The sequence below is a fragment of the Streptomyces sp. B6B3 genome, assembly GCF_039871525.1.
In the GTDB taxonomy this organism is placed as follows: Bacteria; Actinomycetota; Actinomycetes; order Streptomycetales; family Streptomycetaceae; genus Streptomyces.
Window position 1 is genome coordinate 177,650 of sequence record NZ_JBDPLU010000018.1, and the last position, 13,675, is coordinate 191,324.

Below are 13,675 nucleotides of genomic sequence, written 5' to 3' on the forward strand. Positions count from 1 at the left end.
GATGAAGCCAGATGGCTACCACTTCACTTGACCTGGCCAAGGTCCGGAACATCGGGATCATGGCCCACATCGACGCGGGCAAGACGACGACCACCGAGCGGATCCTGTACTACACCGGCATGAGCTACAAGATCGGTGAGGTTCACGACGGCGCCGCCACCACCGACTGGATGGCCCAGGAGCAGGAGCGCGGCATCACCATCACCTCCGCCGCGGTGACCTGTAATTGGCAGGTCGGCAACGTCGAGAACACCATCAACATCATCGACACCCCGGGCCACGTCGACTTCACGATCGAGGTGGAGCGCTCGCTGCGCGTCCTGGACGGTGCCGTCACGGTGTTCGATGGTGTGGCCGGCGTCGAGCCCCAGTCGGAGACGGTCTGGCGTCAGGCGGACCGTTACGGTGTGCCGCGTATCTGCTTCGTGAACAAGCTGGACCGCACGGGGGCTGACTTCTTCCGCTGCGTCGACATGATCGTCGACCGCCTGAAGGCGACCCCGCTGGTCATGCAGCTGCCGATCGGCGCCGAGGCCGGATTCAAGGGCGTCATCGACCTGGTCCGGATGAAGGCCCTGGTGTGGTCCGAGGAGACCAAGCTCGGTGAGATGTACGACACCGTCGACATCCCCGAGGACCTCAGGGCCCAGGCCGAGGAGTGGCACGGCAAGCTGGTCGAGGCCGTCGCGGAGAACGACGAGGAGGTCATGGAGCTGTACCTGGAGGGCGAATCGCCCACCGAGGAGCAGCTGTACGCGGCCATCCGCCGCGTCACCCTGGCCTCCACCGGGACGACCGACACCACGATCACCCCGGTCTTCTGCGGCACCGCGTTCAAGAACAAGGGCGTGCAGCCGCTGCTCGACGCCGTCGTGCGGTACCTTCCGTCGCCGCTCGACGTCGAGGCCGTGGAGGGTCACTCCCCCCGCGACCCCGAGCAGGTCATCACCCGCAAGCCGTCCGAGGAAGAGCCGCTGGCCGCCCTCGCCTTCAAGATCGCGAGCGACCCGCACCTCGGCAAGCTCACCTTCATCCGGATCTACTCCGGCGTGCTGCGGGCCGGCGCGCAGGTGCAGAACGCGGTGAAGGACAAGAAGGAGCGCATCGGCAAGATCTACCGGATGCACGCCAACAAGCGTGAGGAGATCGAGCGCGTCGGCGCCGGCGACATCGTCGCCGTCATGGGTCTGAAGCAGACCACGACGGGCGAGACCCTGGCCGACCCGGCCCAGCCGGTGATCCTGGAGTCGATGGACTTCCCGGCCCCGGTGATCGAGGTCGCCATCGAGCCCAAGTCGAAGGGCGACCAGGAGAAGCTGGGCATCGCGATCCAGCGGCTGGCCGAGGAGGACCCGTCCTTCCAGGTCAAGGCCGACCAGGAGACCGGTCAGACGATCATCTCCGGGATGGGCGAGCTGCACCTGGACATCCTGGTCGACCGGATGAAGCGCGAGTTCAAGGTCGAGGCCAACGTCGGCAAGCCGCAGGTGGCCTACCGGGAGACGCTGCGTCGTGCGGTCGACAAGGTCGACTACACGCACAAGAAGCAGACCGGTGGCTCCGGCCAGTTCGCCAAGGTGCAGATCGCCCTGGAGCCGCTGGAAGGCGACGGGTACGAGTTCGAGAACAAGATCACCGGTGGTCGCATCCCCAGGGAGTACATCCCCTCGGTGGACGCGGGCTGCCAGGAGGCGATGGAGTTCGGCGTGCTCGCCGGCTACCCGCTGACCGGCGTCAAGGTGACCCTGCTCGACGGCGCGTACCACGACGTGGACTCCTCCGAGATGGCGTTCAAGATCGCCGGCTCGATGGCGTTCAAGGAGGCCGCCCGGCGGGCCGCACCGGTTCTGCTGGAGCCGTTGATGGCCGTCGAGGTCACGACACCCGAGGACTACATGGGTGACGTGATCGGCGACATCAACTCCCGCCGTGGCCAGATCCAGGCCATGGAGGACCGGAGTGGTGCCAAGGTCGTGAAGGCCCTGGTTCCGCTGTCCGAGATGTTCGGCTACGTCGGCGACCTGCGCAGCAAGACCTCGGGTCGCGCGAGCTACAGCATGCAGTTCGATTCCTACGGTGAGGTTCCCAAGAACGTCTCGGAGGAGATCGTCGCGAAGGCCAAGGGCGAGTAGCCCTAGGCTGGAGCACAGCGGCACTGGGGGCGTCAAGCCCCCGGTGCCGGGCCCTTAACAGCGAAACGGTCAAGGGCGTCCCCTTGGGGTCCTGACCGGTTCGGTCACCCACCTGAAAACCTCCCGCAAGAGGCGGGGGGCGTACAGCACAGTCCACAGGAGGACCCCAGTGGCGAAGGCGAAGTTCGAGCGGACTAAGCCGCACGTCAACATTGGCACCATCGGTCACATTGACCACGGCAAGACGACGCTTACCGCGGCGATCACCAAGGTGCTGCACGACAACTTCCCCGACCTCAACGAGGCGTGGGCCTTCGACAGCATCGACAAGGCCCCCGAGGAGAAGCAGCGCGGCATCACGATCTCCATCGCGCATGTGGAGTACCAGACGGACAACCGTCACTACGCCCACGTCGACTGCCCGGGTCACGCGGACTACATCAAGAACATGATCACCGGTGCCGCCCAGATGGACGGCGCGATCCTGGTGGTCGCCGCGACCGATGGTCCGATGCCGCAGACCAAGGAGCACGTGCTGCTGGCCCGCCAGGTCGGCGTGCCGTACATCGTCGTCGCCCTGAACAAGGCCGACATGGTGGACGACGAGGAGATCATGGAGCTCGTCGAGCTCGAGGTCCGTGAGCTCCTCACCGAGTACGAGTTCCCCGGCGACGACGTTCCGGTGGTCAAGGTCTCCGCGCTGAAGGCGCTGGAGGGCGACCCGGAGTGGGCGAAGACCGTCCTGGAGCTCATGAAGGCCGTGGACGAGTCCATCCCGCAGCCGGAGCGTGACGTCGACAAGCCGTTCCTGATGCCGATCGAGGACGTCTTCACCATCACCGGCCGCGGCACGGTCGTCACCGGCCGTATCGAGCGCGGTGTGCTGAAGGTCAACGAGACCGTCGACATCATCGGCATCAAGGACGAGAAGGCGACGACCACCGTCACCGGCATCGAGATGTTCCGCAAGCTGCTCGACGAGGGTCGGGCCGGTGAGAACGTCGGCCTGCTGCTGCGTGGTATCAAGCGCGAGGACGTCGAGCGCGGCCAGGTCGTCATCAAGCCGGGCTCGGTCACTCCGCACACGGAGTTCGAGGCCACGGCGTACATCCTGTCGAAGGACGAGGGCGGTCGGCACACCCCGTTCTTCAACAACTACCGCCCGCAGTTCTACTTCCGTACCACGGACGTGACCGGCGTGGTGCACCTGCCCGACGGCACCGAGATGGTCATGCCGGGCGACAACACCGAGATGCGCGTCGAGCTGATCCAGTCCGTCGCCATGGAGGAGGGCCTGAAGTTCGCCATCCGCGAGGGTGGCCGGACCGTGGGCGCCGGCCAGGTCACCAAGATCCTCAACTGATCTGACGCGGCCGGAGCGCAGCCAAGCGCACCGAAGGGGCCTCGTTCCCGCCAGTCACCTGGCGGGCGCGGGGCCCCTTTTCGCATGCCCGCCGGCGGCCGTGAGCGGTCCGGGCCGTCCGCTCGTCGTGGATATCGACCGCTCGGCGCGGGTCGGGCGACCGTTCGGCGCCGCTTTCCCGCGTTCACCGCGTGGCCGGGTCCGTGCCCTGCCCCAGTGGGTGTGACGCTCCTTACATTTCCCGCAGCGACCACCTGACGGGAGCCCTGATGTCCACAACGCACAAATCCTCCGACGCCAGCGGGACGCCGCCAGACGGCGATCTGGAGGCCCGCTCGGTCGTCATGCACGACGACCCTCGCTTCCGCGAGCTGCGCGGCCGGCTGTTGCGCTTCGTGGTGCCGATGAGCATCGGGTTCTTCGTCTGGTACCTGCTGTACGTGGTGATGTCCGTGTACGCGCGGGACTTCATGGCCACCGACGTGGTCGGCGACGCCAACGTCGCGCTGATCTTCGGCGTGCTGCAGTTCGTCACCACCTTCGGCATCGCGATCCTGTACTCCCGCTTCGCGGGCCGCCGCCTCGACCCGCTCGCCGACGAGCTGCGCACGGAACTGGAGGGCCCGGCGAGGTCCGAGGGAGGGGACACGGCATGATCACGCTGGCACAGGAGACCACCGGGCAGGAACGGGCGATCACGATCATCCTGTTCACGCTGCTGATCGCGGTCACCATCGGCATCACGGTGTGGGCGAGTCGCCAGACCCGCACCGCCGCCGACTTCCACTCCGGCGGCCGCGGCTTCTCCGGCGTCCAGAACGGGTTCGCCATCGGCGGCGACTACATGTCGGCCGCCTCCTTCCTGGGCATCGCCGGCCTCATCGCCCTCTACGGCTACGACGGCTTCCTCTACTCGATCGGCTTCCTGGTCGCCTGGCTGGTCGCGCTGCTGCTGGTCGCCGAGCTCCTGCGGAACTCGGGCCGCTACACCATGGCCGACGTGGTCTCGTACCGGATGAAACAGCGTCCGGTGCGGACCGCCGCCTCGATCTCCACCATGGTGGTGTCGATCTTCTACCTGCTGGCGCAGATGGTGGGCGCGGGCGCTCTGGTGTCGCTGCTGCTCGGCATCGAGGAGGGGGAGACCTTCCTCGGCATGGACGCCGACACCGCCAAGATCGTCGGCATCGTCGTGGTCGGCATCCTGATGATCGTCTACGTCTCCTACGGCGGGATGAAGGGCACCACCTGGGTGCAGGTCATCAAGGCCGCGATGCTGATGAGCGGCGCCATACTGATCACGGTCATGGCGCTGGCCATCTTCGACTTCAACCTCGGCTCGCTGATGAACGACGCGGCCGACGCCAGCGGGGCCGGCGGCGCCTTCCTGGAACCCGGACTGCGCTACGGCGTCGAAGTCCCGGGCGACGCCTGGCAGACGCTGGTCAACAAGCTGGACCTGATCAGCCTCGGCCTCGCCCTGGTCCTCGGCACCGCGGGCCTGCCGCACATCCTGATCCGCTTCTACACCGTGCCGGACTCCAAGGCCGCCCGGAAGTCGGTCAACTGGGGCATCGGCCTGATCGGCACCTTCTACCTGATGACCCTGGTGCTCGGCTTCGGCGCCGCCGTCCTCGTCGGCAGGGACGCCATCACGGCCCAGGATCCGGCGGGCAACACCGCGGCACCCCAGCTCGCGGAGGCGGTCGGCGACTACTGGGGTGGCGACTTCCTCGGCGCCGTCCTCCTCGCCTTCATCGCCGCGGTCGCCTTCGCCACCATCCTGGCCACCGTCGCCGGACTCACCATCGCCTCGTCGTCCTCGCTGGCGCACGACTTCTACAACAGCGTGCTCCGGCACGGGAAGGCGACCGGCGAGGAGGAGGTGCGGGTGGCCCGCTTCGCCGCCATCGGAGTCGGTGCGGTGGCCATCGTGCTCGCGATCTTCGCGCAGAACCTCAACGTCGCCTTCCTGGTCGCCCTCGCCTTCGCCATAGCCGCCTCGGCCAACGTGCCGACGCTGCTGCTCAGCCTCTTCTGGAAGCGGTTCAACACGCAGGGCGCGGTGGCCGGCATCTACGGCGGCCTGATCAGCGCCGTCGGCCTGGTGTTCTTCTCGCCCGTGGTGTCCGGCAAGGTGCACCCGGAGACGGGCGCCAACCAGGCGCTCTTCCCGAAGAGCGTGGACTTCTCCTGGTTCCCGCTGGAGAACCCGGGCCTGGTGTCCATCCCGCTGGGCCTGCTGTGCGCCATCGTCGGGACCCTGATGTCGAAGGAGAGCGACGCCGACCGGTTCGCCCGGCTCCAGGTCCGGGCCCTCACCGGTGCGGGAGCCGAGAAGGCCAGCCAGCACTGACCCACGGACCGCACTGACCGCACCCACCGACCCGTACCCCCGTCCCCTGCCCGCCGGGAAGCCTTCCCTCAACCCGGCGCCCCCAGCCCGGGGTCCTGAGACGGCCCCCTCAGGACCCCGGGCCCTTCCCGTCCTCCGGTCGACCGGGCGGGAGAGGGCGCACCACCGGCGCACAGGGAGCGTACGGGGGCGGAGAATCCGGCAAACAGCTGACCGGTGCGGTCGTTACCGTCACACTGGGCGCATGAAGGATCACCGGAAGAATCCACCGCATCACCTGACCATCAGGGTCACCCATCGGGACGATCCGGTCTCCGAGGTCACCGAGCAGGACACGATGCGCGCCGCCGAGCGCTTCCCCAACGTCGTGATCCGCGGCCCCGTCTTCGGGTTCGCCACCCAGTCCCCGGACGACGGGGAGAGCTGGCGGCTGCTCAGCGATGTATCCGACGGCTTCCCTCAGCATTCCAGGGACGGGCTTAACTCCCATCTGTGGTTCCGCGCGAAGAACGAGACCCGGCCGGGCCAGCCGCTGCGCGACGAGCTGCTCGCCGCCGTCGCCCGCCTGGAGACCGAACCGGTCGACGAGCTGATGGTGGGGGACACCCGGTACCGGATCGTCCGGGGCGACGAGTTCGCCAGGACGGGCGCCGACGGCATCGAGGGTCCGCGCCCCACCGACCCCGACGACTCCCGCCGGGACATCGGCGACCGCGGGCGCAACTCCGCCTGCCGCACCACCGGCTTCGTGATCGACCACGCCAGGGCCACCGGGATCATGGAGAGCATCCAGCGCATGGAGCTGCTGCCGCTGCGCTACCAGGCCGAGCGGATCCCCCGGGACGTCAGGGAGGACTCGGTGCGCGCCCTGCAGACCCATCCGGGCGTGGTGCTGCTGCCCGCCACCTTCACCTTCGCCGAGCGCAAGCAGGCGTCCTGGGAGCCCATGGCCGGCCTGCACCCGAGCCCACAGGACGCCCGCGCGACCCTCTACAACTACCTGGCCGAATTCCTGCCGAAGCTGGAGCAGGACATCTCCGACGCAGAGGCCGAGGTATACGCCACCGCGGCCGAGCAGTACCGGGCCGGGCCGCCGCGGGACGAGCTGCGGGTGCTCGGCCGACGCTTCCAGATCATCCGGGTCGAGCGGCTGATGCGCATCGGCCCCGACGGCCCCGAGCCGCCCCGGACCACCGACACCGATCCGTACGGGCCGATGCGGCTGCACCCGCCGCTGGCCGAGGTGGAGGAGCGCGAGGAGCGCGAACGGCGCGAGAGCGGAGCGGACGACGACCCGCAGTGCGCCCGCCAGGGACACGAACCGTCGACCGAGGGCAACTGATCCCGTGCACCTGCCGGGGACCGTCGGCCGAGGGCAACTGATCCCGTGATCGAGCCGGGAATCGTCGACCGATGGCGACGGGACGGCAACTGATCGTGCCGCAGGCGTTCAGGCCCTACAGCCCTGCCGCCTGCTGGGCTAGCGTGCGGGCCATGCTGGACCGAAGACACGGGCGGCGCGCCAACGGTCGGCCCGACGCGGGGCAGACCGTGCGGGTGCTCACCGCTGTTCAGCAGATCGACGCCGCACTGCACGACGGCCTCGACGGACGAGGCGGCGCGCAGGCCGCGCGGCGCCTGCGCCGGCTGCTGCGGGCCGAGACCGTGGTGCTCGCGGACCTGGACGGCGCGGTGGCCGTCGCCGGACCCGCGCCCGACGAGGACGAGCTGACCGAGCTGCTCGGCCGCGCCTACGAGAACGCCGTGACCGCCCACCGCCCGCCCTGGTCGGCCGTGCCGCTGATCGTCGCCGGCGAGCTGTCCGGCGCGCTGGCCGTCCGCTGCGCCGACGAGGCCGGCTGCGACGACGCGGAGCTGGAGGCGGTGGCCGCCCAGGTCGCCCGGTCGCTGGACCACGCCGCGCTGCGCCGCGCCAGGACCCGGATCGCCCAGGCCGACCTGCGCACCCTGCGCGCCCAGATATCGCCGCACTTCCTGCACAACGCGCTGTCCGTGATCGGCGCCCGGATACGCACCGATCCGGACCGGGCCCGCACCCTGCTCCACGACTTCGCGGACTACCTCCGCTACAGCTTCTCCAGCAAGGGCGACTACGCCACCGTCTCCGACGAGCTCCAGGCCATCCAGACCTACCTGGAGCTCCAGCGGGCCCGCTTCGACGACCGGATGGAGCTCACCGTCCGGATGGCGCCGGAGATTCTCCCGGTCGTCATCCCCTTCCTCGTCATCCAGCCCATCGTGGAGAATGCGGTACGGCACGGCCTGGAGCCGAAGCCGGGGGCGGGATCGATCAGCGTCTCCGGATACGGCGAGGGCCCGCTCTGCGTGATCGAGATCGAGGACGACGGCGTCGGCATGGAACCGGAGTTCGCCCGGGCCCTCCTCTCGGGCAAGAGACCACCCGCGCCGGGGTCCCGGGCGGACGGCGGCCGGGGGCGGGTCGGCCTGGCCAACGTCGACCAGCGGCTGCGCACGGTCTACGGGCCCGAGTACGGCCTGGTGATAGAGACCGCGCCGGGCAGCGGGACCCGGGTGGTCATCCGGGTGCCCCGGTTCATGCGAGGGGTGGTCGCGAGTTGACGTCGGAAGCGACGGCCGCGGGCCTGCGCGCCCTGGTGGTGGAGGACGAGGCGTCCACCCGCCAGGAGCTCGCGGCCATGCTCGGCGCGCTCGCCGAGGTCGGCGACGTGGACGAGGCGGACAGCGGCGAGGCCGCCGTGCGCCGGCTCGGCACCGAGACCTTCGACGCGGTCTTCCTGGACATCTCCATGCCGGGCCTCGACGGCATGGAGGTGGCGCGGGTGCTCAGCATGCTCTCCGCGCCGCCGGCCATCGTGTTCGTCACCGCGTCCGAGCACCACGCGGTCGAGGCGTTCGGCGTCGGCGCCGCCGACTACCTGCTCAAGCCGGTGCGCCCGGAGCGGCTGGCCGAGGCCGTGTCCCGGGTGCGGGCGCTGCGCCGCCCGGCGCCGACGCCGCGCGCGGTGGCCGCGGACGAGCTGTCGGTGGTGCAGATCGAGACCGGGCGGCACACCCTCTTCGTGCACCGCGACGACATCCAGTACGCCGAGGCGCACGGCGACTACGTGCGGCTGCACACCGCGGCCGGCAACCACCTGATCCGGCTGTCCCTGTCCTATCTGGAGGAGGTGTGGGCGCCGGCCGGCTTCGTCCGCGCGCACCGCGGCTACCTGGTCGCCGTCCGCTGGATCCGCGACCTGCGGGTGTCGAGCTCGGCCGGGCTGCTGGCCCGCACCCCGGCCGGCGACGTGCCGGTCAGCCGCCGGCACGCCCGCGAGCTGAAGGAACGGCTGATGGCGGCGGTGCGCGACGGCGTGCGGGACGGCCTCGGGGACGAGGCGAGATGAGCCAGCCGCGCCGGGTGCGGATCACCTCCCCGCAGACCCGGATCGCCCTCGCCCGGCGGCACCGCCCGGCCCAGCACCTGCGACCGCCGCCGCTGCCCGGCGCCTGGAGCGGCAACGGGGACGGCTCGGCGGACGACGAGGCGACCACGGCGGCGGCGCGCGCCCTGTTCGCCCGGCAGCGCCGGCTGGCGTTGCGCACGCTGTCCGTGCTCGGCCTGCTGCTCTTCGGCCTCAGCGGCCTGCTCGGCGTCCTGCCGGCGCTGGACGACGTGACCGTGCTGGACATCCCCGCCTCCTGGCTGCTGCTGATGACCGCCAGCTACCCGCTGCTGCTGCTCATCGCGGTGCTGCACGTCCGCGCCGCGGAGCGCATCGAGCGGGGGCCCAAGCCGTGAGCACCGTGAGCGCCGAGCGGTGACCGGACTGCTCGCGATCGGACTCCTGCTGGCGGCGAGCATGGCCATCGGCGTCTACGGGGTGCGCGCGGCCGCCCGCACCACCCCCGACTTCCTGGTCGCCTCCCAGCGGGTGGGCCCCGGCTGGAACGCGATGGCCATCGCCGGCGAGTACGTCTCGGCCGCCTCGGTGCTGGGCCTCGCCGGCCTGATGCTGAAGGACGGCATCGGCAGCCTCTGGTACGCGGTGGGCTTCACCGCCGGCTACGTCGCCGTCGCCACCCTGGTGGCCGGACCGATGCGGCGCTCCGGCGCGTACACGGTGCCGGACTTCGCCGACTACCGGCTCGGCTCGCAGACCATCCGCAAGCTGTGCGCCGTCATCGTGCTGGTGATCATGTGGCTCTACCTGGTGCCGCAGTTCAAGGGCGCCGGCGTGGTGCTGCACCTGGTCAGCGGCACCCCGTACTGGGTCGGCGTGGTGCTCGCCGGGGCGGTGGTCAGCGTGTCCATCGCGGTCGGCGGGATGCGCTCGGCCACCTACGTGCAGGCCTTCCACTACCTGGTCAAGCTGCTGTTCATCGCGATCCCCGCGATCTTCCTGATGGTGCACGCCGGCGAGGAGAAGCGGGCGGCCGCGCTGCGGGTGGAGGCCGACGAGCTCACCCGTCCGCTGCTCGACCTCAGCAACTCGGGCCAGCCGCTGCTCGCCACGTGGTCGGTGCTGCTCGCCACCACGCTGGGGGCGGTCGGCCTGCCGCACGTGATCATGCGCTTCCACACCAGCGCCACCGCGTTCATGGCCCGCCGGGTGGCGGTCGGCGTCATCGTGCTGCTCGGCATCTTCTACCTCTTTCCCGCGGTCTACGGGCTGCTCGGCCGGGTGTTCACGCCGAGCCTGGAGGACGAGGGCGACACCGACACGGTGACGGTGGTGCTGCCGGAGCACATCGTGGGCGGCGGCGGGGGCGAGGTGCTCACCGCCATCGTCGCGGCCGGCGCGTTCGCCGCCTTCCTGTCCACCTCCTCCGGGCTGCTGATGGCGTTGGCCGGCGGCCTGTCCCACGACCTGTCACGGGCCAGCGTGCCGCGGCTGCGCAAGGCGGTCGCGGCCGGTGCGCTGGTCGCCGTTGTGCTCTCGCTGCCCGCCCAGGGCGTGGACATCAACGTGCTGGTGGGCTGGGCGTTCGCGGTCGCCGCCTCGACGTTCTGCCCGCTGCTGGTGCTCGGCATCTGGTGGTCGGGCCTGACGGTCGCGGGCGCGGCGGCCGGGCTCGCCACGGGGGTGTGCGCGGCCACCGGAGCCGCGCTGGCCTCGGTGTTGACCGACCCGGGAGCCGGCTGGCTGGTGGTGCTGCTGGCCCAGCCCGCGGCGTGGACGGTGCCACTGGCCTTCCTGGTGATGGCGGGCGTCTCCCGCCTCGGCACCCCACCCGACTGGTCAGAACGCGCGGTGCTCCGCCTGCACCTGCCCGGTTGACGCGGGGGAGAGGGCGGTACGGTGGCGTCGGCCCGGCAAGGGGGGCGCGCGGTGCTCCGCCTGCACCTGCCCGGTTGACGCGGGGGAGAGGGCGGTACGGTGGCGTCGGCCCGGCAAGGGGGGCGCGCGGTGCTCCGCCTGCACCTGCCCGGTTGACGCGGGCATGGGAACCGTGGCAGGGGCCTGGTGTGGCTGACCTGTCCCGATTGGCACGCACAGCGCAGCGTATGGCACACTAACCAGGTTGCTCGGTTGAGAGCCGATGCTGCGCGCCTCCCGCCGGGAGGACCGGAAGCGAGTCTCACTGTATTCGTCGTCCCTGATGAGGGGCGGAAATACCGGGATCTTCCGGGAAGCGTGGGCGGGGCTCCGGCCAGGCACCTGGTGGAAGTTCTCCCCTCAGTCCTCCCCGAGGAAACCCCTGCGGTGAAATCCGGGGCGGCGCGCGACACGCCCGACCGCGTGGGTCGGAGGTGGAGCCGCACGGAGCGGGACGAGAGCGGCCACCGGGTCCAGAGCGTGACACCAAGAGACAGGAACACGAAGCAGCCATGGCGGGACAGAAGATCCGCATCCGGCTCAAGGCCTACGACCACGAGGTCATCGACAACTCGGCGAAGAAGATCGTCGAGACGGTGACCCGTACGGGAGCGTCGGTCGCGGGCCCGGTGCCGCTGCCCACAGAGAAGAACGTGTACTGCGTCATCAAGTCGCCGCACAAGTACAAGGACTCGCGCGAGCACTTCGAGATGCGCACCCACAAGCGCCTGATCGACATCCTCGACCCGACCCCCAAGACCGTTGACTCGCTGATGCGCCTGGACCTTCCGGCCGGCGTCGACATCGAGATCAAGCTCTGAGAGGCGCGGAAGAGACATGGCTAAGCAGATCAAGGGCGTCCTGGGCGAGAAGCTCGGCATGACCCAGGTCTGGGACGAGAACAACCGCATCGTCCCGGTCACCGTGGTCAAGGCCGGCCCCTGCATCGTGACCCAGGTGCGCACGAACGACCGCGACGGCTACGAGTCCGTCCAGATCGCCTTCGGCGAGATCGACCCGCGCAAGGTGAACAAGCCCATGAAGGGCCACTTCTCCAAGGCGGACGTCACCCCCCGCCGCCACCTGGTGGAGATCCGGACCGCCGACGCCAGCGAGTACACCCTCGGCCAGGAGATCACGGCCGAGGTGTTCGACTCCGGTGTCAAGGTCGACGTCACCGGCAAGAGCAAGGGCAAGGGCACCGCGGGCGTCATGAAGCGCCACGGCTTCAAGGGCCTCGGCGCCTCGCACGGCACCCAGCGCAAGCACCGCTCGCCCGGCTCCATCGGCGGCTGTGCCACTCCCGGCCGCGTGTTCAAGGGCCTGCGGATGGCTGGCCGGATGGGCAACGAGCGGGTCACCACCCAGAACCTGACCGTGCACGCAGTGGACGCCGAGCAGGGCCTGCTGCTCATCAAGGGCTCGGTCCCCGGTCCCAACGGCGGCCTCGTCCTGGTCCGCACCGCGGCCAAGGGGGCCTGAGGTTAACCATGAGTACCCCACAGACCATCGACATTCTTTCGCCCGCCGGTGAGAAGACCGGCACGGTCGAGCTGCCGCCGGAGATCTTCGACGCCAGGGTCAGCATTCCGCTGATGCACCAGGTCGTCGTCGCCCAGCTGGCCGCCGCCCGGCAGGGCACGCACAAGGTCAAGACGCGCGGCGAGGTCCGCGGCGGTGGCAAGAAGCCCTACCGCCAGAAGGGCACCGGGCGTGCCCGGCAGGGCTCGATCCGCGCTCCGCAGTTCACCGGCGGTGGCGTGGTCCACGGCCCCGTGCCGCGCGACTACTCGCAGCGCACCCCGAAGAAGATGAAGGCCGCCGCGCTGCGCGGTGCCCTCTCCGACCGGGCGCGCAACGAGCGCATCCACGTGATCAGCGGCGTGGTGGACGGCGACGTTTCCACCAGGGCCGCCAGGACGCTGCTGGGCCAGATCAGCGACCGCAAGAAGGTGCTGCTGGTCGCCGAGCGCTCCGACGAGACCGCGTGGCTGTCGGCGCGCAACCTGCCGCAGGTGCACCTGCTGGACCCGGGCCAGCTCAACACGTACGACGTGCTGGAGTCGGACGACGTGATCTTCACGAAGGCCGCCTTCGACAGCTTCGTGTCCCGGGCCACGGGCGCGGCCGAGACGGAAGGGAGCGACGCCTGATGACGGACGCCTCCGTCGCCGAGGTGATCTCCAGCAAGGAGTTCACCGACCCCCGCGACATCCTGATCAAGCCGGTCGTCTCGGAGAAGAGCTACGCGCTCCTCGACGAGAACAAGTACACGTTCATCGTGGACCCGCGCGCCAACAAGACCCAGATCAAGCAGGCCGTGCAGGCCATCTTCTCGGTCAAGGTCAGCAGCGTGCACACGATCAACCGGCAGGGCAAGCGCAAGCGCACCCGCACCGGTTACGGCCGGCGCGCCAACACCAAGCGCGCCATCGTGACCCTTGCCGAGGGCGACAGCATCGACATCTTCGGCGGTCCGTACGTCTCCTAGGAGACGCCGGATCGTCCGGAACCGGACGAG

The 13,675-nt window shown here is 69.9% G+C and carries 13 protein-coding genes; all 13 read left to right on the forward strand.

The features are described 5' to 3' along the window. Window positions 1–11: 11 nt before the first annotated feature. Window positions 12–2,132, forward strand: coding sequence for an elongation factor G (gene fusA, locus ABGB06_RS29915; RefSeq protein WP_347595145.1), 2,121 nt, complete (start codon window positions 12–14; stop codon window positions 2,130–2,132). 169 nt (window positions 2,133–2,301) lie between these two features. Further along, window positions 2,302–3,495 carry an elongation factor Tu gene (gene tuf, locus ABGB06_RS29920; RefSeq protein ID WP_347595148.1) on the forward strand — a complete coding sequence of 398 codons (1,194 nt, stop codon included), beginning with the start codon at window positions 2,302–2,304 and terminating at the stop codon, window positions 3,493–3,495. A 269-nt stretch (window positions 3,496–3,764) separates the two neighbouring features. Then, on the forward strand, window positions 3,765–4,151 hold the full coding sequence (locus ABGB06_RS29925; protein WP_347595151.1) for a DUF485 domain-containing protein: 387 nt from the start codon (window positions 3,765–3,767) through the stop codon (window positions 4,149–4,151). Then, window positions 4,148–5,851, forward strand: coding sequence for a cation acetate symporter (locus tag ABGB06_RS29930; RefSeq protein ID WP_347595154.1), 1,704 nt, complete (start codon window positions 4,148–4,150; stop codon window positions 5,849–5,851). The genes ABGB06_RS29925 and ABGB06_RS29930 overlap by 4 nt, the downstream gene beginning before the upstream one ends. Window positions 5,852–6,095: 244 nt before the next feature. Then, a complete protein-coding gene (locus tag ABGB06_RS29935) occupies window positions 6,096–7,193 on the forward strand; it encodes a DUF5954 family protein (protein ID WP_347595157.1) in 1,098 nt (365 codons plus the stop codon). 152 nt (window positions 7,194–7,345) lie between these two features. Next, window positions 7,346–8,452 (forward strand): histidine kinase, encoded by a 1,107-nt coding sequence (locus tag ABGB06_RS29940; protein ID WP_347595160.1) that lies wholly within the window; start codon window positions 7,346–7,348, stop codon window positions 8,450–8,452. After that, window positions 8,449–9,240, forward strand: coding sequence for a LytTR family DNA-binding domain-containing protein (locus ABGB06_RS29945; RefSeq protein ID WP_347595163.1), 792 nt, complete (start codon window positions 8,449–8,451; stop codon window positions 9,238–9,240). Before ABGB06_RS29940 ends, ABGB06_RS29945 begins: the two co-directional genes overlap by 4 nt. Beyond that, complete coding sequence (locus ABGB06_RS29950) at window positions 9,237–9,635, forward strand: hypothetical protein (protein ID WP_347595166.1); 399 nt, start codon at window positions 9,237–9,239, stop codon at window positions 9,633–9,635. The genes ABGB06_RS29945 and ABGB06_RS29950 overlap by 4 nt, the downstream gene beginning before the upstream one ends. A gap of 19 nt (window positions 9,636–9,654) precedes the next feature. Then, on the forward strand, window positions 9,655–11,115 hold the full coding sequence (locus tag ABGB06_RS29955; RefSeq protein WP_347595169.1) for a cation acetate symporter: 1,461 nt from the start codon (window positions 9,655–9,657) through the stop codon (window positions 11,113–11,115). Between the two features lie 551 nt (window positions 11,116–11,666). After that, window positions 11,667–11,975, forward strand: a complete 309-nt coding sequence (rpsJ, locus tag ABGB06_RS29960; protein WP_016473429.1) for a 30S ribosomal protein S10 — start codon at window positions 11,667–11,669, stop codon at window positions 11,973–11,975. A gap of 16 nt (window positions 11,976–11,991) precedes the next feature. Further along, window positions 11,992–12,636: a 50S ribosomal protein L3 gene (rplC, locus tag ABGB06_RS29965; protein ID WP_347595174.1), complete on the forward strand. Its 645-nt coding sequence runs from the start codon at window positions 11,992–11,994 to the stop codon at window positions 12,634–12,636. 8 nt (window positions 12,637–12,644) lie between these two features. After that, window positions 12,645–13,307 (forward strand): 50S ribosomal protein L4, encoded by a 663-nt coding sequence (gene rplD, locus ABGB06_RS29970; protein WP_347595177.1) that lies wholly within the window; start codon window positions 12,645–12,647, stop codon window positions 13,305–13,307. Beyond that, complete coding sequence (rplW, locus tag ABGB06_RS29975) at window positions 13,307–13,645, forward strand: 50S ribosomal protein L23 (RefSeq protein ID WP_347595180.1); 339 nt, start codon at window positions 13,307–13,309, stop codon at window positions 13,643–13,645. Before rplD ends, rplW begins: the two co-directional genes overlap by 1 nt. Window positions 13,646–13,675 lie beyond the last annotated feature (30 nt).

Excerpts from the sequence above, each read along its gene's own strand:
- ABGB06_RS29950 (WP_347595166.1), top strand. The coding sequence starts at position 9,237 with ATGAGCCAGCCGCGCCGGGTGCGGATCACCTCCCCGCAGACCCGGATC.
- fusA (WP_347595145.1), top strand. The coding sequence starts at position 12 with ATGGCTACCACTTCACTTGACCTGGCCAAGGTCCGGAACATCGGGATC.
- rplW (WP_347595180.1), top strand. The coding sequence starts at position 13,307 with ATGACGGACGCCTCCGTCGCCGAGGTGATCTCCAGCAAGGAGTTCACC.
- rpsJ (WP_016473429.1), top strand. The coding sequence starts at position 11,667 with ATGGCGGGACAGAAGATCCGCATCCGGCTCAAGGCCTACGACCACGAG.
- ABGB06_RS29925 (WP_347595151.1), top strand. The coding sequence starts at position 3,765 with ATGTCCACAACGCACAAATCCTCCGACGCCAGCGGGACGCCGCCAGAC.
- ABGB06_RS29935 (WP_347595157.1), top strand. The coding sequence starts at position 6,096 with ATGAAGGATCACCGGAAGAATCCACCGCATCACCTGACCATCAGGGTC.
- rplC (WP_347595174.1), top strand. The coding sequence starts at position 11,992 with ATGGCTAAGCAGATCAAGGGCGTCCTGGGCGAGAAGCTCGGCATGACC.
- rplD (WP_347595177.1), top strand. The coding sequence starts at position 12,645 with ATGAGTACCCCACAGACCATCGACATTCTTTCGCCCGCCGGTGAGAAG.
- ABGB06_RS29930 (WP_347595154.1), top strand. The coding sequence starts at position 4,148 with ATGATCACGCTGGCACAGGAGACCACCGGGCAGGAACGGGCGATCACG.
- ABGB06_RS29940 (WP_347595160.1), top strand. The coding sequence starts at position 7,346 with ATGCTGGACCGAAGACACGGGCGGCGCGCCAACGGTCGGCCCGACGCG.